Origin of the sequence: Paenibacillus sp. FSL H7-0357 (genome assembly GCF_000758525.1) — a bacterium.
Lineage (GTDB): Bacteria > Bacillota > Bacilli > Paenibacillales > Paenibacillaceae > Paenibacillus_AQ.
The window spans coordinates 3,889,452-3,911,149 of sequence record NZ_CP009241.1 but is presented as its reverse complement, the minus strand read 5'-3'; the positions used below and the strand labels follow the sequence as shown (position 1 = coordinate 3,911,149).

General features: G+C 44.3%; 17 protein-coding genes and 2 pseudogenes. 5 read left to right on the top strand and 14 right to left on the bottom strand.

Annotated elements, in window-relative coordinates; genetic code table 11:
• Positions 1 to 11: 11 nt before the first annotated feature.
• The 4 genes from H70357_RS17025 to H70357_RS17010 all read right to left on the bottom strand — a co-directional run bounded on the left by H70357_RS17025 (position 12) and on the right by H70357_RS17010 (position 6,210).
• Positions 12 to 926: an ABC transporter permease gene (locus tag H70357_RS17025; RefSeq protein ID WP_052092081.1), complete on the bottom strand. Its 915-nt coding sequence runs from the start codon at positions 924 to 926 to the stop codon at positions 12 to 14.
• Positions 927 to 986: 60 nt separating this feature from the next.
• Entirely contained in the window at positions 987 to 2,723 is a 1,737-nt protein-coding gene (locus H70357_RS17020; RefSeq protein ID WP_038591840.1) for a type 2 periplasmic-binding domain-containing protein, read from the bottom strand.
• A gap of 371 nt (positions 2,724 to 3,094) precedes the next feature.
• Complete coding sequence (locus H70357_RS17015) at positions 3,095 to 4,501, bottom strand: response regulator transcription factor (RefSeq protein ID WP_038591837.1); 1,407 nt, start codon at positions 4,499 to 4,501, stop codon at positions 3,095 to 3,097.
• Positions 4,498 to 6,210 carry a sensor histidine kinase gene (locus H70357_RS17010; RefSeq protein WP_038591834.1) on the bottom strand — a complete coding sequence of 571 codons (1,713 nt, stop codon included), beginning with the start codon at positions 6,208 to 6,210 and terminating at the stop codon, positions 4,498 to 4,500. The genes H70357_RS17015 and H70357_RS17010 overlap by 4 nt, the downstream gene beginning before the upstream one ends.
• 559 nt (positions 6,211 to 6,769) lie before the next feature.
• On the opposite strand from H70357_RS17010, the gene H70357_RS36655 reads away from it, so the two are divergent.
• From H70357_RS36655 to H70357_RS16995, 4 genes and pseudogenes are all read left to right on the top strand, one after another.
• Entirely contained in the window at positions 6,770 to 7,090 is a 321-nt protein-coding gene (locus tag H70357_RS36655) for an IS110 family transposase (protein ID WP_331281771.1), read from the top strand.
• Positions 7,063 to 7,518 (top strand): transposase, encoded by a 456-nt coding sequence (locus tag H70357_RS36650; RefSeq protein WP_231578269.1) that lies wholly within the window; start codon positions 7,063 to 7,065, stop codon positions 7,516 to 7,518. The genes H70357_RS36655 and H70357_RS36650 overlap by 28 nt, the downstream gene beginning before the upstream one ends.
• A 1,029-nt stretch (positions 7,519 to 8,547) precedes the next feature.
• Positions 8,548 to 9,741, top strand: a pseudogene (gene fabV, locus H70357_RS17000) (enoyl-ACP reductase FabV).
• A 397-nt stretch (positions 9,742 to 10,138) separates the two neighbouring features.
• Positions 10,139 to 10,627 (top strand): annotated as a pseudogene (locus tag H70357_RS16995) (C40 family peptidase); the annotation flags it as partial.
• A 268-nt stretch (positions 10,628 to 10,895) separates the two neighbouring features.
• Here the strand turns inward: H70357_RS16995 and H70357_RS16990 are convergent.
• The 4 genes from H70357_RS16990 to H70357_RS16975 all read right to left on the bottom strand — a co-directional run bounded on the left by H70357_RS16990 (position 10,896) and on the right by H70357_RS16975 (position 14,634).
• A complete protein-coding gene (locus tag H70357_RS16990) occupies positions 10,896 to 12,278 on the bottom strand; it encodes a sensor histidine kinase (protein ID WP_038591831.1) in 1,383 nt (460 codons plus the stop codon).
• Positions 12,275 to 12,979 (bottom strand): response regulator transcription factor, encoded by a 705-nt coding sequence (locus H70357_RS16985; protein ID WP_038591828.1) that lies wholly within the window; start codon positions 12,977 to 12,979, stop codon positions 12,275 to 12,277. Before H70357_RS16985 ends, H70357_RS16990 begins: the two co-directional genes overlap by 4 nt.
• Positions 12,980 to 13,059: 80 nt before the next feature.
• On the bottom strand, positions 13,060 to 13,605 hold the full coding sequence (locus tag H70357_RS34390; protein ID WP_052092080.1) for a PepSY domain-containing protein: 546 nt from the start codon (positions 13,603 to 13,605) through the stop codon (positions 13,060 to 13,062).
• Positions 13,606 to 13,908: 303 nt separating this feature from the next.
• Positions 13,909 to 14,634, bottom strand: a complete 726-nt coding sequence (locus H70357_RS16975; RefSeq protein WP_038591826.1) for an SDR family oxidoreductase — start codon at positions 14,632 to 14,634, stop codon at positions 13,909 to 13,911.
• A gap of 199 nt (positions 14,635 to 14,833) precedes the next feature.
• Here H70357_RS16975 and H70357_RS16970 point away from each other — a divergent pair, with 199 nt between their 5' ends.
• Positions 14,834 to 15,193 carry a winged helix-turn-helix transcriptional regulator gene (locus tag H70357_RS16970; RefSeq protein WP_052092079.1) on the top strand — a complete coding sequence of 120 codons (360 nt, stop codon included), beginning with the start codon at positions 14,834 to 14,836 and terminating at the stop codon, positions 15,191 to 15,193.
• A 238-nt stretch (positions 15,194 to 15,431) separates the two neighbouring features.
• On the opposite strand, the gene H70357_RS16965 is transcribed toward H70357_RS16970, so the two are convergent.
• From H70357_RS16965 to H70357_RS16935, 6 genes are all read right to left on the bottom strand, one after another.
• Positions 15,432 to 16,457 carry a LacI family DNA-binding transcriptional regulator gene (locus tag H70357_RS16965; RefSeq protein WP_081965829.1) on the bottom strand — a complete coding sequence of 342 codons (1,026 nt, stop codon included), beginning with the start codon at positions 16,455 to 16,457 and terminating at the stop codon, positions 15,432 to 15,434.
• A 66-nt stretch (positions 16,458 to 16,523) separates the two neighbouring features.
• Positions 16,524 to 17,306, bottom strand: coding sequence for an MgtC/SapB family protein (locus tag H70357_RS16960; RefSeq protein ID WP_052092077.1), 783 nt, complete (start codon positions 17,304 to 17,306; stop codon positions 16,524 to 16,526).
• 116 nt (positions 17,307 to 17,422) lie between these two features.
• The gene (locus H70357_RS16955) at positions 17,423 to 18,316 is read right to left on the bottom strand and encodes a methyl-accepting chemotaxis protein (protein ID WP_197073593.1); all 894 of its coding nucleotides are present in this window, start codon (positions 18,314 to 18,316) and stop codon (positions 17,423 to 17,425) included.
• 300 nt (positions 18,317 to 18,616) lie between these two features.
• Positions 18,617 to 19,426 (bottom strand): histidinol-phosphatase, encoded by an 810-nt coding sequence (locus H70357_RS16945; protein WP_038591821.1) that lies wholly within the window; start codon positions 19,424 to 19,426, stop codon positions 18,617 to 18,619.
• A 37-nt stretch (positions 19,427 to 19,463) separates the two neighbouring features.
• Positions 19,464 to 20,303, bottom strand: a complete 840-nt coding sequence (locus H70357_RS16940; protein ID WP_081965828.1) for a sugar ABC transporter permease — start codon at positions 20,301 to 20,303, stop codon at positions 19,464 to 19,466.
• Positions 20,303 to 21,613: a sugar ABC transporter permease gene (locus H70357_RS16935; protein WP_038591818.1), complete on the bottom strand. Its 1,311-nt coding sequence runs from the start codon at positions 21,611 to 21,613 to the stop codon at positions 20,303 to 20,305. The genes H70357_RS16940 and H70357_RS16935 overlap by 1 nt, the downstream gene beginning before the upstream one ends.
• Positions 21,614 to 21,698 lie beyond the last annotated feature (85 nt).

Below are 21,698 nucleotides of genomic sequence, written 5' to 3'. Positions count from 1 at the left end.
GTTTTGCCTCCTTAGAATATTTTTCGGTCCGTATATTTTTTGGCCAACTGGTTGGCAGACAAGAGTAAAACAATGCCGATCACGGACTTGAACAAGCCAACAGCCGTACCGAAGCTATACTGTCGCCCAACGAGACCGATCCGGTAGACATAGGTATCCAGAATATCGCCCGACTCATAGACAACCGGGTTATACAGATTATAGATTTGATCGAAACCGGCGCTCAAAATATTGGTCAGGCTCATTACACCCATGAGCAGAATAATAGGGAGCATGCCCGGCAACGTAATATGCCATACTTTTCTCCACCAACTGGCTCCATCCATTCCTGCCGCTTCATACAGACCGGGATCAATCGACGTAATAGCAGCCAAATAGACGATGGAACTGTAACCAAACTCCTTCCACACGTCTGTTCCGATAATCAGTGGCTGGAACCAGGTGTTGCTGCCAAGGAAATTAATATTTTCCAGGCCAAAGAACGCCAACATTTGATTCACAATTCCGTCCAAACTGAACATGTTGACAACGACGGATGCCAGTACAACCCAAGATAGAAAGTGCGGCAGATAAACAATAGTCTGCACGGATTTTTTTACGTATTTAATACGAATTTCATTTAACAAAACGGAAAAAATGATGGCCATCATCGTTCCGAGCAGAATCTTGCCAATAGCAATCACCAACGTATTGCTGACGACCTGCGCGATATCCGGCAGCTTAAACATATAAATAAAATGCTTCAGCCCTACAAATTCGGAGCCGAACATGCCCTTGGCGGGTATATAGTCCTGAAAAGCCGTAATGATGCCGACCATTGGAACATAGCTGAATATAAGCAAAAACAAAATGCCTGGCAGCATCATCATATGGTACATGGCACCTGCGCCAAGCCGGCCCCTTGCTTTCAAATTCTCCTGTTTCATGGATGAACCCCTTTCTTGAAGAAAGGCTGCGTATCGCAGCCCTGCCACTGTTCATGATGTTTATTGTTTTGATGCGACCTCGTCTTCAATTTCCTGAATGATTTGATCACCACCTTGTTTCTTCCAATTGCTGACGAATGTATCAAAGTAATCGAGCGGTTCTGAACCGGTCACGATTTTGATAAACGATTCCTGCTCCAACTTCGTCAGATTGGCCCACGTCTGTTTCATGCTTGATGTAGTTCCAGAGAAAGTAGGTGTCATCCAGACGAATTTGTTTTCCTGTGTCAGTTTGTCGATCAGTCCAACTCCGTTGATCCGCGAATGATATTTCGACCAAGCAGTCGCGTCATCCGTATCCATGTCGCTTAAATAGGTTTTGATGCTTCCGATATTGTTCTTCGATTCGGTTGTACGAACCTCATCCAGGCCAATCTCTCCTTTAATCCCACGAACGACGTCAGAGTAATCATCCAGCAGCGATGTAGCCGAGTTGACTTCGATATTAAAAGGTCTCGTAGAACCGTCTACCCCGGTCTCTTGATACTTGGCAGCTTCCGGCATGGTTGCTGCGGCATCTTTATCATTAGCCAGTTTATCGTAGAACAGGTTTACAATCTTAACGGCCAGCTCAGGGTGTTCATATCCTTTTTTCACCACGATAAACTGATTGGATGGATTGGCATGTGCCACGTTGACATTGCCGTCTGCATCCTCCAACGTATACGCCGAGAATTTTGCATTTTTATCCATCTGCTTCACGCTGATCAGTCCCCAGTCAGGGATATGCCACGGTCCAAAAGCGATACCGCTTTGGCCATTGGTGTAGAGTGCAGTAATGTCATCAAACGTGCGGGTCCCAAATTGCGGGTCAATGATGCCATTCTTGAACCAATCCGCCATGATGCCCAGCATTTGCTTGGTTTCTTCTGTCGTGGAACCATACACGATTTTGCCCTCTTCACCATCCATCCAATATTGCGGGAACGCTCCCTCGGTTGAGGCAACTCCCAGCATGGTATAAGCAGAGCCATTATAATCTGTTGTATTCAGCGTGTTCACAAATGGAATACCTACCGGGTTCCCGGATTGGCCAGGATCTCTTTTCAGGAATTCCAGCGCTGTTTTCTCCACTTCATCCAGCGAGATGGTCCCGTCTCCGTCTGCATCAAGTTGAATTCCCAGCAGATCCAGCCAATCTTGACGGACCCAAACCATCGTTGGTGCGGAATCCAGGGAAGTCGCCGGAAGGCCCATCAAACGTCCATCGATCGTCGCATTGTCTAATGCACGGCCATCATAGGAATCGTACATCTGCTTGATGTTATCCGTAGCATATTGATCATAAATGGCTGTCAGATCCTCAATCAGATCATTATCCACCAGTTCTTTCAGTTCATCTTTGGAATCGACGCGCATCATGTCAGGCAATTCCCCGGAGGCGATGGCGAGCGAAACTTGACGGCTATAATCTTCACCATTGGCTTCAAATTGATCTGTAATCTGAGCGTTAAACGTGTCTTTGACCAGCCGAGTATACGCGTTGTTCTCATAGGTATCTCCAGCCGGCAGTTTCGGGTTGGCTGTGGTCACCCGTCCCATGGTTACGGTGATTTCGTCTTTATAGGCACTGAACGGATCTCCCGGCGTTACCTCATATTTGCCTGCTTCCTCTGCGGTAGGAGGATTGGAAGAGTCTCCACATGCCGCGAGGGTTGCAACCATCAAGGCAGACATGGACAGCACGGCCAGACGCTTCGTCAACCGTTTGCTTTTCATGGACCATTTTGTTCTCATCTAGTTCGATTCCCCTTTATACTGATTATCAATTATGTTTACGCTTTCATTATAAAATGGATTGAAGACCAATCGAGATAGGGATTGCACGTCCGTTTGGATAGAGAAATGGTTACAGTTTTCAGTCGGTAATATAATACATTGGTTAGCTTGTGAGCATATACCCTACCTACTGACCTACATTCGTCTATCTATCCTTATTCTTGATCAAAAACAAAGGCCAGCAGCTCCTAAAACAGGAAGCTGTCGGCCTTCATTTATCAAAAATCGATAAAATGTCTTTCGTATCATTTACATGACAGCCTACAACGATCATGGAATACGGTCACTTTTCTCATTAAATGGATGTTCGGTCATTGGGAAGATATCCGCTATTTATTTCCTCTGCCTAGCTGCCGATACTCGCTTGGCAGAAGACCTGTCAGTTCACGGAAAATCCGGCTGAAATATTTTTCATCCGTATAACCCACTCGCTCCGCAATCCAGAAAATCGTGTTGTTCGTATTGAGCAAATACTCTTTGGACTTCTCTACCCGGATGAACCGGGAGTACTCATTAAAGGTTTTCCCCATCAGATCTTTGAAACATTGACTGAAATAGCTTCGGCTGATGTTGAGTTGTTGGGAGAGACCTGAAGCTGTATATGCCTGCTCCAAATCATGTTGCACGATCATCACCGCTTTTTTCACGGCATCGATGATTTCCGGTGAATATGAAGTCTGTTCATCGGTCTTTCGAATGCCTGCAGCAGTCTGCTTGATCCACTCTTCGACCTCGAACCAGGACTCGAAAGAATGGATCATGGAGATTCTTCCAAGCGTAGTTTGGGCAAAAAGGTGGTTCCACTCCATAACGATCGAGTACAGCAATCCCATCAACTGACCTTTATGTAATCGTAATAATTTGAACTGGTCAATAAGTTGGTTGTAGTAACTGTCATGATGGGTCCATAGTGTTTGGAACCAACTTTGCTTAATCCGGTCAATGTCCTCATCCTGCGGTTCTTTTGAAAATATGTCTCCCTCTTTCATCGAAACGGGAATGACTTGGTCACTGGGGTTGTACGCATAGAATAATGACGTCTCTGTATAATTCATAATCCAGTTTTTGATTTGCGACCACGTTCGCTCTTGTACATCAGACAAAACCAACAACGTACTTTGGGGGACCTGATTCAGGGATTCCTTTAATTGATGAAAAAGCTGATCCTCTTCGTACTGGGGTACTGCCCACATCCAGCTATTCCGCTCAACCTCCCACCTTATCTCTTCTTCATGCGCAGTTAGCTCCATTGTCCACGTATGTTCTGATTTGCGATCCAGTGAAACAAGTGCATACACATTTCGATAATGGACATTAATTGCATTCTGTGAAGGCATCTTTATTTTCGTGTTCGTCAACCCGTTAATTCGGGTATGTATCCGATGCAGAACATGTTCGAATTGCTCTTTCTCCAGCTGGACTTTGGCTATATAGTCGATGGCTCCCAGCCTGAGCGCTTCCTGGATATAATCGAAATCCTGATGCAGTGTTAACACAACGATATGAAGTTCCGGATAGAGCTGCCTCGCAGCATGCATCAGTTCAATCCCTGACATTACCGGCATGGCAAGATCCGTCAACATTAGATCGACCGGTTGGGATTTCAGAAAATCCAGTGCTTTCGCCCCGTTACTTGCTTCTCCTACAACTTCCATGTTGAACTCGTTCCATGGCATCGCAGAGCTAATGCCTTTGCGTACGAGCTTATCGTCATCCACAATCAATACCTTAATCATGCCGGGATATCTTCTCCTTTAATAGGCAATATGAGCAGTATGCTTGTCCCCGTTCCCACTTCACTCTCGATCACCAGTTGTGCTTGATCCCCGTACTGTGCCTTCAACATACGGTGAACGTAATTGAGTCCTATACCCATCCCTACTTTTTGTTGTTCAGCTACACGATTGTTCAGCAGTTTATGAATGGCTTCCTCGGTCATGCCTGCACCATTATCTTGTATCATAATGTTCAACGTTTCAGTGCGTGTAACTTCAATTTGAATAAAACCTTCGTCACTCAACCCATGATATAGCGAATTTTCAACCAGCGGTTGCAAAATAAAGCGAGGCACAGGAATTTGAAGCACTTGTTCATCTGCAGTAATGCGGACGTCAAATTCAAAGTCATATCGAATTTGCTGCAAAATCAGATACTGCCTTAACGCATCAATTTCCTCTTCCATCGTGGATACTTGCCCTAATTTGCCCAAATTGTAATACAACAGCTTGTTCAAGGACTGCACCAGCTTGTCGATCTCCCCTTGTCCGTTCATGACGGCCAGCCAGTGCACCGTATCCAGCGTATTCATCAGAAAGTGCGGGTTGATCTGATAGAGCAGTTTTTCCACTTCCAGGTCTGCACGAATCTTCTCTTTCTGCTGCACTTCCTTGAAGAGGTCACCGATTTGATGCTGCATATTGGTAAATTCACCCAGCAGAAAATCAAATTCGGGAATCTGAGTTCGAGCTCGGCTCCCTGTCGATTGTGGATTCTTGGACATCCCATTGATTTCGGAATGGAAGAGTCCGAGTGGTTTGTAGACCATCTTCCACAGAAGCCAAGCAAGAAATACGGTAAAGCCAAGGAAAAATAAAGCGACCAGCAATATTTGAAGCAGCCACTGGTTTTTCTCCTGTTGATATTGAGCCTGTGAAATGACCGATACGATACTCCATTTCTGTGAGGAATCCTCTTTAAACCAGTGGTACCCGCGGGATATTCCGTCCTTCACAGGGTCGACTGTTAAGCTGGAGAAATTCTCCCCGACCTTCATGGCTTCCGGTATTTCACTGTACACAATGTTGCCTTCTCCATCCAGGATCAAATGAGATAAAGCGCCGTTGTATTGATTGTAACCCAAGATATCCTCTGTAAGACGAAAGCCGGATTCTACGTAAATGTACGCATCGTCCCTTTTGGGAAGTTGTACTCTTCGCATAGCAGACAGAACGAGTTTGTCATCGAATCGATTCATGCTGATATGGGGACCATAGTACTTAATTCCATAGGTTTGGAAGAGCACAGGCAAAGACTCAGGAGAAAAATGATCCTTGATCGGAAAGTTACCGAACTGCGTAGTGCCTTCTTTCTGGAAGTAATATAAGGTCAAACCGATATTTGGATTGGTAAACGTGACAACGCTTAACTCGCTCTTTAATTCGTCCCTGGCCTCGATCAATTCGAAGATATCGGAGGACGGATTCAAAAATTCATCCATCCTTTTGCCTACAGTGCCACTGTAAGACAATTGCTGCGTAACGTGATTCAGATTGGTGATTGAATTCTCCAATGAGGATGTCACCTGCTGTAAATTGCTACGGATGCCATCATCGATCTTATTTGCGAAAATGGAGTCAATGGTATAGTAAGAAATTGCAAATATGCTGATAAAGGGGATAAACGCACTGAGAAAGAACAATAAAAAGATTCTTTTTTTTAGTGTCATTTTGACCTGTTCTCCTTCTAAAAATGAAACAACAAGCTCCTACTTATGGAAGCTTGCTGTGAATATACATACAGCTATACCGATTATCGTTTTCCTCATAGCCCTCGGCCATTTTGAAGCATGTCGGCATTTCAATCCATTCAGGAGGGCACAAATCAGGACAATCTGTCTGTGTCCTGTCCAAGTCCAATTTTCTTTCATAATTATAGATTGATATTCAAATTAGTCAAACACTTTCATACTGAACGGTGCCACAATGCTGCCCGTTAGCCAACCATGCAGCGCAAAATCAGCGCTGCACCACAGAGAATGAAAATTTCAGCTCGGTATTTTATACTGGAAGTACGGCTGGGAGAGGAAGGTCGATGAACTATGGTGCGATTAGAGCCCATCCGTTATTCTGACTCCAACGACCTCGGTGCACCACTGAATGTTGCTCCCGCTGGGAAGCACTCATAGTAGATTAATCCTATTCTGGTTGTTGCACCAATCTCCAATCATGATGCCGTAGAAAGGTTGAATGGCGTGGATGTAATTATTGAACGGGCGTGCGGTATGGATGTCCATAAAGACAATATTACTGCTTAATGCCCAGCATATGAAAGCTGTACCTGGACGCAAAACCGATGTTAAAGATGCAGAATGGATTTGCCAACTCCTTCGCCACGGCCTGATCAAAGCCAGTTTCATTCCAGACCGTAATCAATGTGAGTTAAGAGAGCTTGTTCGTTATCGTCGGAGTATCATCGAAGAACGTGCCAGACCGCATAATCGAATCCAAAAAGTATTAGAGAGAGCAATATTAAGCTTGGTTCCGTTGTCTCAGATATTATGGGAGTTTCCTCTAGATACATGCTTTATGCGATTGCTGAAGGTATAGATGATCCTGAGCAACTGGCCAACATGGCCCTTCGAACACTAAAACGAAAAAAAGACGAACTTGAACTTGCCCTCCAAGGATACGCAAGCCCCCATCAACGCCTAATGATAAAAACCATTCTAACTCACATCGACTTTCTAACTCAACAAATTGATATGCTGGATCAAGAAGTTGCACGGCGAGTAAATCCTTACCAAGAAGATATCGAACGATTAGACTCAATTCCAGGCATATCAACACGAATGGCCGAACAAATCCTGGCTGAAATCGGTACTGATATTAAAAACCAGTTTTCAAGCGCAGCTCATATGTGTTCCTGCGCAGGACTTGTTCCTGGCCATAACGAAAGTGCGGGCAAAAGGAAATCGGCTAAAACCAAAAAGGGCAATAAATATTTGAGATCAGGCTTAACGGAAGCTGCTCCGTAAAAGGTTAAAAGAACTACCTCGGTGCACTTTATAGGCGTACAGCTGCACGGAAAGGAAGGAAACGAGCAGGAATAGTAGTCGCCCATGCCATGTTGAGAATCTCCTATTACCTTCTAACTCGTAAAGAAATGTATGTTGATCTAGGGGAAGACTACTTTGATAAGCAAAGGGAACAGTCCATTGTGCGACATGCTTTACGCAGACTTGAAGGACTAGGCTACTCCATTACCATCACTAAACCAGAAGGCACTTAATCTGTATAAAGCTGCAATAAAAAGCTATTCTGGCGCTCTCCCCTTTTAAAAAACGAACGAGCTGCGTCTTCTTTAGTGCTGCCTTTTTCCACACTTTGGTGCAATGAATTTTCATAGTAGTTCAATCAAAAGCAGCCTTTCCTTTTGGACTGAACTGCCGAGTTGGTTTGGTTTTTTTCAACTATCGTTTCCCGTTAGCCATACATGCAGCGCAAACGACGCACCACAGATGATGAAAATATATGTATCTGTTATACTGCTACTATGGCTGGAAGAAGAAGGTGGATAAGCTATGGTGCCTACGAGCCCATCCGTTAGTCTGACTCCAACGATCACGGTGCATCACAGATTGTCACTCCTATCTGGAAGCACTCATGGGAGATTAATCCTGCTCTGATTGTTGCACCAGCCTCTTACCTAATTTGAGCTTAATGAAAACAAGGTAGCGGCTCTGCCGTGGCAAACTACTCCTTGTTTGATTCAACTATCCTTCATCTTTCACTCAATGATTTATTTTGTCTCGGACGAATCAGATTGTTCACTACGGAGGACTTCATGCGTTATTTTCAATTGGTCCTGTATTCCAAAAAGCCATAACCCTCCCCCTTTTTTTAAACCATTCAAAATTTAGGAATAGCTTCCTTTTGTGCATTTGTAATAAAAAGGGAGTATATTGTATTTTTGTCGATTTTACAGTAATAAACATATGAGAAGTATTGAATACAAACAAGTGTTTCCTGTCACGTCAATATACATAAAGTGAGGAGCATAGACCATGATAATCAAACCAAGAACACGCGGCTTCATATGCACAACTGCACATCCAGAGGGATGCGCCAGCCAAGTTCAGCAGCAAATACAAGCGATAACAAAACGGCCGAAGATCCAGGGCCCCCGTAATGTTCTGGTAATTGGAGCCTCAACCGGATATGGTCTTGCTTCCCGTATTACATCTGCTTTCGGTGCGGGCGCAAGCACAGTGGGCGTGTACCGGCAGAGCAGTCCAAACGGAAAACGGACAGCATCCGCTGGCTGGTATAATTCAGCGGCGTTTGAACGGCTTGCCGAAGAAGCAGGCCTGCAGTCCTACAGTGTCGCCGGTGATGCTTTCTCGCAAGAAACCAAAGAGCGAACGATTGAGCTGATCCGCCAGAAGCTGGGACAGGTCGATCTTGTGGTCTACAGTGTTTCTACAGGACGACGGAGTGATCCGCAGACAGGTGAGGTGTATCAATCTGCGCTGAAGCCTATCGGGCGCACCTACACTAATAAAACGGTAGACTTCCATACCGGTGAAGTAAGCACCATATCTATTGAGCCTGCCACAGAAGAGGAAATCCGCGGCACGGTCAAAGTGATGGGCGGTGAAGATTGGCTGCTGTAGATTAATGCTCTCCGGGAAGCAGATGTGCTGGCAGACGATGCGACAACGATAGCTTACTCCTATATCGGGCCGGAGCTTACGGATGCGGTCTACCGCTCCGGAACCATCGGCCGGGCTAAGGATCATCTGGAAGCCACCGCCAGAGAGCTTAACGCGCAGATGAAGGTTCATGGCGGTCGCGCATTCGTCGTGGTTAGTAAAGGGCTGGTGACCCAATCGAGTTCCGCCTTGCCGGTTGTTCCTTTATACATCTCAGTCCTATACAAAGTGATGAAGGAACTAGAACTGCACGAAGGCTGTATTGAACAGACGTACCGACTGTTTGCAGATCGTCTCTATACAAGTGGAGAAGTTCCGCTGGATGAGGAAGGACGCATTCGTATTGATGACTGCGAAATGTCGCCTGCCGTTCAAGCTGAGGTAACCCGCATCTGGAACCTTTTGTCCACAGAGAATATGAATGAACTTACCGACCTGCAAGGCTACCGCAGAGAGTTCTTCCAGTTGTTTGGCTTTGAGAATGCTGATATCAACTATGAAGCAGACACGAACCCGGAAGTTGCTATACCAAACTTATACCAATAAAGTCTGACATGTATCATGTAACTAGATAAGAAAGAAGTGCTGTTATGCGGGAGCGGGACGCCGCTTTATATTCTTGATCGCGGCTGACCTGGGACTGAAGTCGGAGCTGGGATATTTATTGTTCCGGTTATCAGCGCTTTCTCATCTCTTGTAGAATGTTTAATCTTTACGATAGGACAGGTTTTGTCCTTCTTACTTCGGAGGACAAGCGCTTGTGCCCATTCCCGGGCGACCTGTCAATAAGAAACAGATGTGAAAATTCTAATCGTACTCTAATAAAAGGCGGTAATCCCTCAAGGAGAGAACAAAATTTCAACCCTTAACAATTTATGTAAATATTTAACGTGCTACAGTGTATTCAGGTGATCACCCAGATTACAACAACGGGAGGTAACATATGAATACAACTCACAGTAAAAGACGGTTTCGCAATTTGGGTATTGGTGTCACTCTAGGTATAGCCTTGTTGTCTGCAGGAACTGGATTTATAGACAGCACCAGCACGGCTTATGCAGCAACAGCTGCAACTGTTGGGGATAAAGTTATTTCAACTGGTCTGAAATACCAAGGAGTCCCTTATAAATTCGGGGCGCAGTCCGGTAAAACTGATGCTTTCGATTGCTCCTCATTTACTCAGTTTGTATTTAAACAAAATGGAGTATCTATTCCCCGCTCATCCAGTCAACAGTCCAATGTCGGAACGTTCGTAACTAGGGATCAGCTGCAACCTGGAGACCTTGTATTCTTCTATTCTCCTATACATCATGTAGCCATTTATATGGGCGATGGAAAGATTCTCCACACGTTTGGAAAAGGGGGAGTGACGATCACTCCGCTGAATACAGGCTGGTGGAATTCTCATTACACAACAGCACGCCGGGTATTGCCTACAAACGGACAAGTAACAGTGAACTCTGTAAACAGCAGCCCAGAAACAATATCCCCCGCTGCTTCAGTTCCCGCACCATCCGTTAATCCTTTTCCTGATCAAACGGGACAAGATGGTGAGAAAGCCGTAAATTAATATATTAATCAATTAAGCAAGCCGCCTCTGAATAATCAGAGGCGGCTTGCTGTTTACCGAATGTATTGCTTTTCCAGCTACGGCAGCTGATTTGGCATCAAAAGAGCAGATCCTTCTTTCAAAGATAAATTTAAACCTGATAATCAAGCACTACGGATGAGCGAGGTATTGTCGGCAGCTCAACAATTACTTCTGTTCCCTTACCTTCACTGCTCTCAATTCGGATCGATCCTTGATGCTCCTTCACAATTGCTTTTGCAATAGGCAGTCCAAGTCCAGTCCCTCCTGTCTTCCTGTGGCGAGAGCTGTCGATACGGTAAAAACGTTCAAACACATGTTTTACCTCCTCTGGAGGAATTCCGATTCCATAATCTTTAACGATAAATTGAACACAGTCGTGTTGGCTGGTTAAATGCAGTTCTATAGCGGCCGTGCTGTATTTCAAGGCGTTATCGAGCAAAATAATCATTAGCTGTTTAATTTTGCTGTGATCCGCTTGTATCGCTAATTGCTTCTCCCTTGTATGAACTACGATTTTTCTGGAGCTTAATTGACCGAAGTGAGCAATCACCTGTTTACAGGTTTGGATTAAATCCACCGAACTCAACGTAAATTGTCCCCCTTGCTGGGATGAAGCCAAATTTAGCAGCTGCTGAGTCATTACCCTCATCCGTTTAGTTTCCTCGTAGATGGACTTCACGGCTTCTTCCTGCACTTTTTTATCCTGGGCTCCCCAGCGTCTAAGCATGTTCGAATAGCCCTCTATGATCATTAGAGTCGTATTGAGTTCATGAGAGGCATCGGAGACAAATTGCTGCTGATTCCAAAAGCTCTCCTCCAGTCTTTCGATCATTCGATTGAAAGTCTCCGTCATTTCATAGATTTCATCAGTTCCCTTTCTTTTAAAAGGAATCTTCTTATAAGTGAGACTGCTTTCAATCTCCCTCATCGTTCTTATACTGCTTGCAATAGGCTTAACGATTGTACGGGAGAGAATGCTTCCACCCAACATACAGACTAAGGCTGCTCCGAAAGTGGTGAACGTCAGTATTGTCACAAGAATTTGAATGTTGGTCTCCAAATCATCTAATTTCTCAGCAATTTCAAAACGGTCTAAGGTCCCGCTCGCGTTCATCACAGGAATATAGACGATAAGTATTCTTCTCCCGTCATGATGTAAAAGTTTAGTACTTTTAGTTTTGCTATAGCTAAACGGAATCTCATTCAAATCAAAATCAGCATCATTCGAGATATTACGCACGATATTAGAGCCAGGGACGGAAATTCGAATGAGGGTATCTTCTGTTAATGAATTATAAAGTAAAGTCTCCTGAGCTTCTTTGCTCAAGAATTCTGCTTGCGCAATAATTGGCTCCCATTTACTTAAGAGCATTTCACCCGCATTTTGGCCGGCATTTTTAATGAATAACAAATATACTGCAATATCAACGCACAATAATATGCCAATAAGCAAAAGAGAGGTCAACAAGGTGATTTTAGTTCCTAGCTTCAACCGTCTTCCTCCTTGATGCAGTATCCGATGCCGCGAATTGTTTTGATTAACTTATTCTTGAAACCGGAATCGATCTTTTTTCTAACATATAGGATATAAACATCAACAACATTCGTATCTCCAACAAAATCATAACCCCAAACGTGATTAATAATTTGCTCCCGGTTCAGTACTTGGTTTTTATTCTCTGTCAGAAAAACCAATAAATCGAACTCTTTAGGGGTAAGCTCAATCTTTTGGCCTTCACGGATCACATCTCTGGTATGTTTGTTAATGATCAGATTATTGATTTGAATAATTGACGGTTCTTGTGGAGAATTGGACTTTTCGCCGCCAAGCCTGATATTTGCTCTAATTCTGGCCAGCAGTTCTTCAATCTCAAACGGTTTGGTAATGTAATCATTTGCCCCCTGATCTAAACCTGCTACTTTTTCGGACGTGCTATTTCGGGCAGTTACCAGAATCACTGGAGTATAGGCATCTACTTTTCTTAATCTTCTTAAGACTTCCACACCATTAAGTTCCGGAAGCATGATATCCAAAATGATTAGATTCCAGCCTTGAGCGAGCGCTTTCTCCAATCCGTCCCTGCCGTTTTCGGCAATTTCTACATGGTAGCCCTCATAGGTCAGCTCCAACTCCAGAAGGCGTGAAATTTTCACTTCATCTTCAACAATCAGTATTGAATGTACCAATGACATTTCCCCTTTTAACCATTTTCAAGCCGAAAAAAGGACAGGAACCCCCCGTATTGGAGTAGTATCCTGTCCTCTTTCATTTATTATTCATCAGCAGTTTCTGTATCTTGCTCCTGTTGGTTGTTGTCCGTATCTGAAGCATCGGCTTTCTCAACTTTAATGATTTTGCCGGTTATTGCGTCCACCTTCACTTCAGTTTCCAACTTCGAATCGCTGATAATTTCAACACTGTAAACCACAGCACCATCTTCGTCTTCAAGCTCTACCTGTTTTACGGTTCCCTTCACCTGACCTTGCGCAAGGGTAATGCTTTGCTGTTTTGAGATTTTAGCCTGCTTCAATAAATCAGCTTCTTCCTTAGCATCTGCAACTTCTCCGTCACCGTCTGATTGCTCTTGATCATCCGCAACTTCTCCGTCTCCGTCCGATTGCTCCTGGGTAGAATTTAGGGTTGAATTGACTTGATCATCAGCAGTTTCTCCATCTCCATCCGATACAGCTTGTCCAGTTGCCTGGGCAGTTGTTTTGACCGGAACATTGGATGCTGCAAAGGCTGAGTGCAGTAAAGCTCCACTTCCAAGTGTCACCGCACTAACTAAACCAACAGATAAAAGCCACTTCTTATTCATTTTCTTCCTCCTTGAATTCGATGTCTTCTTACATCTCATAGTATAATTTCAATAAATTAGAGCACTCTTAGAATCACATTAGAAATCACTTAGTCTATATCACTATGTATGATGCTACCGATACAAAGCATTAATATGTATGACCGTTTCAGCAGCGTGTTCTGGTGAAAAAGAGTTATAAAAAAGCAAAACACCCGCCAATACTCACGGGTGTTTTGTTTATTTATTTTTACTCGAAGGTAATCTTAGGATTGAAACCGCCATTGGCTTTGTTGACGTCCCAACATGTAAACGAAGCAGATGCTACTGCAAAAGATAACCTCCATCCGGGAACAAGGTGCTGCCTGTTGTGAAGGGATTCGTCATCAGGTATAGTACCGTATGCGCAACCTCCTCATCATAGCCCACACGTCCCAGAAGCGACAGCTTCTCGTATTCTTTAAAATGTTCTCCCCGTGCACTGCCCTCCTGTCCCTCTCTCCAGATCGTGCCGGGTGAGACCACATTAACACGAGCGGGGGCTAACTCCACTGCCAGCGCTTTGCCTAAGCTCTCGATCGCACCGTTGCACGCGGCGTAAGAAGCCCCTCCATCCAGCGGCCGCTGACTGAATGCTCCGGACATCAGCACTATTGAGCCCGTAGCTGACAAATAAGGGGCAGCATATTTAGCAGCAAAGTACTGCGGCCAGAACTTGCCTTCAAAACAGCTGACCGCAACATCGCGGTCTGCCGTGAGCGGACCGCGAACATAAGCAGCGCCAGGCGTAAACAAGTGGTCAAACGTTCCGATTTGCGCAAAAAACTGCTCCAGCTGACTTTCATTCCGGTTATCCAGCACATGGAACTCCATAACGCTTCCTGCCTGCTGTTTCACATGCTCCGCCGCCTGAAGCAGCTTGTCCTGCGACCGTCCTGCGATGATAACCTGCGCCCCTAGCTTGGCGGCAGCCACAGCCGTAGCTAAACCGATACCTGAGCTTCCTCCAATAATAACCACTTTCTTATCTGCTAAATTCCAATAGTCCATATCTGTTTCTCCTCCGTGGTTCTGTACATTTTTGTTCATTATGGAATGAAAGAGTGTCGTCGTCCAGTACGCACTTTATTCGTACCTGGTACGAATTTTCGTACCTTCAGGTGGTGTGCGGACTGCGAAGGATGCACAAAAAAATATATTCCAGTATGATAAAAGTACATCTACAAGAAGGTGAAGGAGGAAATGATCTGTGAATCTGCAAGAGCCCAGACTGGACGGGGTGCTGGCAACACTCGAAGCGATCGAGGGGAAATGGAAGCCGCTGATTTTATTCATTTTATTAATCGACGGCACGAAGCGCTTCGGTGAACTGCGGCGCCTCATTCCGGATGTCTCGCAAGGGACCCTGTCCAAACAGCTCCGGGAGCTGGAAGAGGCCATGTTAATAGAACGGAAAGTGTTCCCCAGTATCCCCGCAAAGGTTGAATACAGCCTCTCCGCTCACGGTAAAACGCTGAGCACCCTTTTGGACAACATGTGCGGCTGGGGGCGGGAGCATCTAAAAGTGCTGGAAGGATATAAAGAGACTGGGTGCTGCCATTCAGAATAACGTGGATTCCGGTAACGGCAAAAAAACCCGGAGTCTTGCCATACTTTCAAGCCGGGCCAAGTGGAAACGGCTTCGCCGTCCTCAAAAGGACGGTATCCGTTTCAGCGAGAAATAGAAGGATAATTTATAGCGTGAAGCATATAAATTCTTATATTTGAACTAAAGAAGCACCCTGCTCACAGAATATAAAAATTCTGCAAGCAAGGTGCTTCATTTTTTGTAGTGATAGAACAGCGATCTAAACAACAATACGATTCGTGGACTCCCGTTCGATAATTTCCGAGGGAATTGTTACACTCTTGTGTACTAAGGCTGGCGAATTAGTATATATCAACTCATATACGAGCTGGAATGCTTCGGCTCCAAGCACTGATGGATTGAGGTTCAAGCCGGTAATTGATGGCGACACTTTATCCAAATAGGCTGCATCATTGAAGGTAAGCATACCGACGTCTTCCGGCACTCTCATCTGCTTGCGTTGACAATATTTCGTCGCGATTAGAGACACAATAGGTTCCATCGTCAGGATCGCATCGAAGCTGGTCCCTTCTCCGAGAACTTTGTCCAGCGCATTCGTTATGTCTGCCTCTTCGTTACTGGAGTAAACGATGTTCGTAGAAGCCTCTTCCACACTCTCTTCAATAGCTCTCTGATAGCCGTGAATACGATCGTAAGTGAAATCCTGCTTCACGTTCGCCGTCAGAAACAAAATATTGCGGTATCCTTTATCAAGCAAGTATCGGGTCGCCATATAACTGTCACGGATATTGTCGTTGTGTACGGAAAATACATTGTGGTTCAGACTGCTCCCGATCATGACAAAAGGAATATTGTTCTCCTGCATACTATTTAACAATAAATCCTTATCCGAAGACCTCACGCTTGTAAAGATAAATCCCTTTACCTGGTTCTTCTTAAACAATTGAATCGACTTCTCGATTTGTTCTTCAACATTATAGTAAAGCGAGAACTGTACGTTATAATCTAACTTTTTCGCCGCATTCGAAATTCCGCACAACACATCGCTAAAAAATAGATTCTCGAGCATGTCCTTAGGATCTCTTGCAATCGAGAAGCCTATCGTTCCGGATTTATTCTGTAATTGAGATTGTACCGGCACATAATTTATTTGCTCCATAGCAGAGAAAACCTTAGCCCTGGTCTCGCTAGCGATATTGCCCTTTTGGGTAATCACTCTGGAAACAGTCGCGGGCGATACACCCGCTAGGAGAGCTACGTCTTTTATAGTAGTGATTTCAACCACCCCCGAAAAATGAGAGAACTTTTTTCTATAACAACATTCCCTATCTGTTTATTCTACTATGAATATTCAGTTTAAATCCAGTTTTCTCTTTGTTGATTCACCCCAATCAACGGTTTCTTTTGAAAGGTTGGAAAAATTAGGTATTTCAACCGACAGTACATCTTCAAATGTGAAGATTCTATTAACCGCACTCATAATTTTATCCCCGCGGGTCAGTTTGACATTTAAGCGTACATGGACTGTCTGCTGCTGATTTTCTTCCTTCTTTTGGTTGGATTGAACCAGCATTTCAGAAATTTGTATCTCTTGGGTCCCTAATTCGGCCACAATTTGTGCTAATATGTCTTGTCTATTATACATTTTGATGTTCATTTCATATTTTCGATATTTACGCAGCATGTATTTCTCCCACTTATTGAATACAAACAAGCTGACGAGTACAAGAAATGCAGCCAGAACAGCTCCGAAATAAAACCCTGCACCGGCACAGAGGCCGATGCCTGCCACAACCCAGATGGAAGCCGCTGTAGTCAAACCGGAAACATACGAACCCGTGCGAATAATTGCTCCTGCACCTAGAAATCCGATACCTGTAATGACCTGAGCCGCTAACCGTGCAGGATCCATTCTGACATAGGGCTGATCCGCGAAATCACTGAATCCATAGATAGACAACAACATAATTGTTGCAGAACCGACGCAAACGAGAATGTGGGTCCGGAATCCGGCCGCATGGTTATTGACTTCCCGTTCAAATCCGATCAATCCGCCCAGTAATAAGGCCATCAGAATTCGCAGCGTCATATCCCAATAGCTGATGTGCCATATAGCTGAGCTTGCGCTACCCATTCACTTCCACTTCCCTTCGTATTCACTCTCCCCTATTCGTATGGAATTGAACCAGGGATTCTTTAAGCGTCTCTGACAAATTCTCCAATTTGTCGGAAAGGAATACCAGCTTCTCACTAATTTTTAATTGCTCGGTCGCTATAGAAGCTACTTCTTCCGAGGCTGCGGATGATTGCTCTGCCACCGCGCTTACGTTGCTTATCGATTCGGATAATATGAACTGTGATTGATTCAGTTCCCTGATGGAAGCCGTTGATGATGCACTTTCCTGGATAAACAAGCCCTTCCTCAACTTCCTTTTGAATATCGTTTGTAATGTTCTGAACAACGCTTATCGATACTTTGGATTGATCCGAAAGTTTTCGTATCTCATCCGCGATGACCATAAATCCTTTCCCTACCGCACCAGCTCTGACCGCCTCTATTGACGCATTCAAGGACAGAATATTCGTCTGCTGGGCCATTGTTGTGAGCACTTCCAGAATTTTTCGAATCGAGCTTGTGCTGTCTTTGAGCTTATCCACTTTACCTATCATGGATCTGGTCAATTCTTCAGTCGAATTCGTTTTTGTGATGAGATCACCCATATACCCGGTTCCCTCATTACTGATTTGATACACCCGATCAGCCGAGCCTTCCATCTTTGAATTGATATCAATCACTTTATTCATATTCATCCCGATGTTGTCAGCGTAATTCATCCCGTTCTCTGCTTCCATCGAAAGCCCCATTGCCCCTTGTGCAATTTCCTCGACTGCCACAGCGACCTCTTTCGCCATCGTGGAAGTGTTCTGGGAAACTTCAGACAACTCAAATGCTGTTTGCAATACATGTTGCGCGGAATCATTGGTTTTCTCCACCAGCAGGGAAATTTGTCCCATCATTTGGTTAAAGCTTTGTCCCAGTCGGCCAATTTCGTCCTGTCCCTTAAAATTCGTACGCACGGACAGATTCCCTTTTTCCCCTTCTTCCATCAAGGATGAGAGTTTAACCAGCGGTTTAGCTACCATCCGTATCATAATCAATCCAATACCAATGCTTACAAGAGCAGAGAGTATGGCGATAATCATCGTGATTTGGATAATGTTTTTGGCTTGTCTGACGCCTGTACAACCGTTTGCAGAGAGGCTGCAGCAACCTTTTTCTTAATAACATTCTTTGAGACAGTGTAGGAAGCTACTCCAAGTATGGATACCAGTACAACTATAGTGCAAAAAAACATGAAAAAGAGTTTTATTCCGACCGATCTTTTAAGGCTGCCGAGCAATCTCGCACCTGACATTCTGTTTTTCATGGACTCCTCCAGATTTCTAGGATTTGAGATCTAAATAATACGGCTTCCGTTGTTTAAAAATAACCCATCGTTTATAACCTATATGTTCCAGTGTGTCACGAACCTGCTCCCATTCATTGCCGACCCGCTCAGGCTTATGAGCATCCGAACCAAATGTAATTTCCACCCCATAATAGTGGGCTTGCTCAATCACATCCATCGCTGGATACCAGTCCTCTAAAGCCGTCCGGAAGCCGCCTGTGTTCACTTCCATAGCCACGCCCCGTTCTGCCATCATTTTAAGCGTAGGAGCGATATGTGGCTTGTACAAATCAGTAAATGACTGATATCCCCGGTTGAACCTGTCCATATGTCCGATAATGTTAACCCACTCGCTTTGAACAGTGAGCTGTATGAGTTCAATAAACCGCCTGAATTCTGCCTCGCGTTCTTCCTCGGAAGCGATACTCCAGTCCAGCCCTCTCATAATACAAGATGGGGATGTGAAGTGGATCGATCCGATTACAAAGTCAAGAGGAAATCCGCTGTAGACTTGGCCATATAAATCGATGTGCTCTTTGAAAACATCCGATTCCACGCCAATCAGCAGCTCAATGCGATCCTCGTATTTCTTCTTCAACCTGATAATTTCTTCTACGTATTTGAAAAATTCACTTTTGGCCATTGCCAGTCCCGGAAAAGGTCTGTCCTCCTCCGAGAAAAAATAAGGTGAATGATCCGAAATTCCAAGAATCTTTATTTCTTTTGAAATTGCGTTCTCTATATATCGTTCCAGCAAACCTACAGCATGGCCGCATCGTTCGTGATGTGTATGCAAATCAAACAACTGCTTCTCCTCCAATCTTCAATAAACGGTTTAACGGTTATCCTTTTTCAGCCCCTGCAGTCAGACCCTCCACCAAGAAGCGCTGGAAGCACATAAATACGATTGTAATTGGCAATGCAACCAATACGCATCCTGCCGCAAAAATGGTAAACTGCGTAGAAAACTGAGTATTTACCATGTTATACAATCCCACTGCGAGCGTTTGCTGCTCCTTGGTACGCAGTACCATTTGGGCGAAGATAAAGTCGTTAAATGCCGCCGCAAACGAGGTAACAGCCAAGTACACAACCAAAGGTTTGGACAATGGCATAAATATTTTAAAGAATACGATCCAATGGTTGGCCCCGTCTATTCTTGCTGCTTCTTCCAAACTCCTTGGAATGGTGTCGAAAAAACCCTTAACGAGCAAATATCCCATAGCTGCCCCTGCGGAATATACAAATATCAGTGCAGAGTGAGTATTCAGCAAGTTCATGTTCAGGAGCAAAATATAGACCGCAATCATACTCATAAAGGATGGGAACATATTGAGAACGAACAACCCCGACATTAAGGTTTTCCGCCCCTTAAAACGGAACCGTGAAAACGCGTAGCCCGTCAGCAATACAAAAAAAGTACTGCAAATCATTGAAATAACAGCAATCTTCAGTGTGTTCACATACCATTGTGAAAAGGGGAATGATTTAAACAGTTCCTTGTAATGCTCTATTGTAAATCGATCAGGAAGCAGGTGCTCGCTGTACAGCGCAGTCCCTGGCCGAAAGGAGGCTAACACAACCCATATTGCCGGGTAGATGGTTATAATGGCGATAACTGCCAGCAGAATATGGTGGACTACAGTGCTGAACATATTCTTGAGTTTCAGTTTACTAACCATCAGTTAATCTCCTCCTCTGTAAACGAACGTGTCCGACGCACATTCCAAATGGACAAGGTCGCCAGAATGACAAATATAATGATTCCAATTACGGAAGCGAAATTGTAATTTCCTTGGTTCATCGTCAAGTTATACAACCATGTGATCAGAATGTCCGTGCTTCCTGCAAATTGATATTCACTATTGGCCGGATTACCGTTAGTCAACAGGAATATAGCGCTGAAGCTGTTCACGTTGCCAGCGAACATACCAATCAGAATCGGAGATAACGAGAACATGACACTTGGGAAGGTGATCATTTTGAACTGCTGAAATGCCGATGCTCCATCAACATCCGCAGCCTGATACAGCTCTTTGGAGATGGTGGTCAGAATCCCGATAATGAGCAGCATAGATATAGGATAACCATGCCATAGATTAACCAGCAGAACCGTTGCCTTGGCCCAAGTTGGATCCGAGAGCCACGACGGGCCCTGTATACCAAACCATTTCAGATACTGGTTAATAGGACCAAACTGGGAGTTAAACATGTTGCGCATAACCAAATAGGAGACAAAGCTCGGAATTGCAAATGGCAGGATATAGATTGTGCGCCATAAAGGCTTCAGGCGGGTACGCGAATTCTGTACAAGCAGCGCTACCGCAAAACCCCCGAAAAATGTGGATAGCGTTGCAAGTATTGCCCAGATGACATTCCAAGTGAATACTCCATAAAATGTCTTGGCCCATTTGCTTAACGTAAACAGTTCTTTAAAGGCATCGAAGCCAATCCAGTCTATCAAATTGGCTGGAGGCAGATGCTTTGGCGAAGAGTAATTCGTAAAAGCAATCATTACCGAGAATACTAGAGGCAAGACAGTGAAGAACAATACAAATACAAGCGGGAGAGCAATAATGAACTGTGGAAATTTATGCTGATTAATATAATGTACCGTTTCTATGAATGTATGGGGTGTAATCCCTTGTTCACGGGACTTCCCTGTTTTATATGCATCTTTAATGTTCGCAATGTACATATAAACAAAGACAATAAGTCCGAATAAGACAATCAAGGCCTGAACAATAAGGAAAATCGAATGATCTCCGGGAACCATCTTATATATTTTACCGACAAGCTCTAAGTGCTGCGCATTCTCTCCAAGGGTAAAGATCCCCCATAATGCTTCTTTCAGGTTAAAGATAATGTAATATAATCCACAACCATATAATAGGAGCATCAGAATTCCCTTTATGTATTGGCGATTATAGATTTGCCCTAAACCCATTGCTAGAACGGAGAGAATTGTAGCCGTCTTCCTTTTCTGGTTCATCTTCAGTGACACATCTCCTTTAAATGAAGCAATTATAGAACGTGAACTTGAGAATCTTACGTTTTAAAATGGCTGAGTACCCGGT

Excerpts from the sequence above, each read along its gene's own strand:
- H70357_RS17025 (WP_052092081.1), bottom strand. The coding sequence starts at position 926 with ATGAAACAGGAGAATTTGAAAGCAAGGGGCCGGCTTGGCGCAGGTGCC.
- H70357_RS17015 (WP_038591837.1), bottom strand. The coding sequence starts at position 4,501 with ATGATTAAGGTATTGATTGTGGATGACGATAAGCTCGTACGCAAAGGC.
- H70357_RS36650 (WP_231578269.1), top strand. The coding sequence starts at position 7,063 with ATGCTTTATGCGATTGCTGAAGGTATAGATGATCCTGAGCAACTGGCC.
- H70357_RS34390 (WP_052092080.1), bottom strand. The coding sequence starts at position 13,605 with ATGAATAAGAAGTGGCTTTTATCTGTTGGTTTAGTTAGTGCGGTGACA.
- H70357_RS16975 (WP_038591826.1), bottom strand. The coding sequence starts at position 14,634 with ATGGACTATTGGAATTTAGCAGATAAGAAAGTGGTTATTATTGGAGGA.
- H70357_RS36655 (WP_331281771.1), top strand. The coding sequence starts at position 6,770 with ATGTCCATAAAGACAATATTACTGCTTAATGCCCAGCATATGAAAGCT.
- H70357_RS16935 (WP_038591818.1), bottom strand. The coding sequence starts at position 21,613 with ATGAACCAGAAAAGGAAGACGGCTACAATTCTCTCCGTTCTAGCAATG.
- H70357_RS16955 (WP_197073593.1), bottom strand. The coding sequence starts at position 18,316 with ATGGTAGCTAAACCGCTGGTTAAACTCTCATCCTTGATGGAAGAAGGG.
- H70357_RS16960 (WP_052092077.1), bottom strand. The coding sequence starts at position 17,306 with ATGGGTAGCGCAAGCTCAGCTATATGGCACATCAGCTATTGGGATATG.
- H70357_RS17020 (WP_038591840.1), bottom strand. The coding sequence starts at position 2,723 with ATGAGAACAAAATGGTCCATGAAAAGCAAACGGTTGACGAAGCGTCTG.
- H70357_RS16940 (WP_081965828.1), bottom strand. The coding sequence starts at position 20,303 with ATGGTTAGTAAACTGAAACTCAAGAATATGTTCAGCACTGTAGTCCAC.
- H70357_RS17010 (WP_038591834.1), bottom strand. The coding sequence starts at position 6,210 with ATGACACTAAAAAAAAGAATCTTTTTATTGTTCTTTCTCAGTGCGTTT.
- H70357_RS16985 (WP_038591828.1), bottom strand. The coding sequence starts at position 12,979 with ATGTCATTGGTACATTCAATACTGATTGTTGAAGATGAAGTGAAAATT.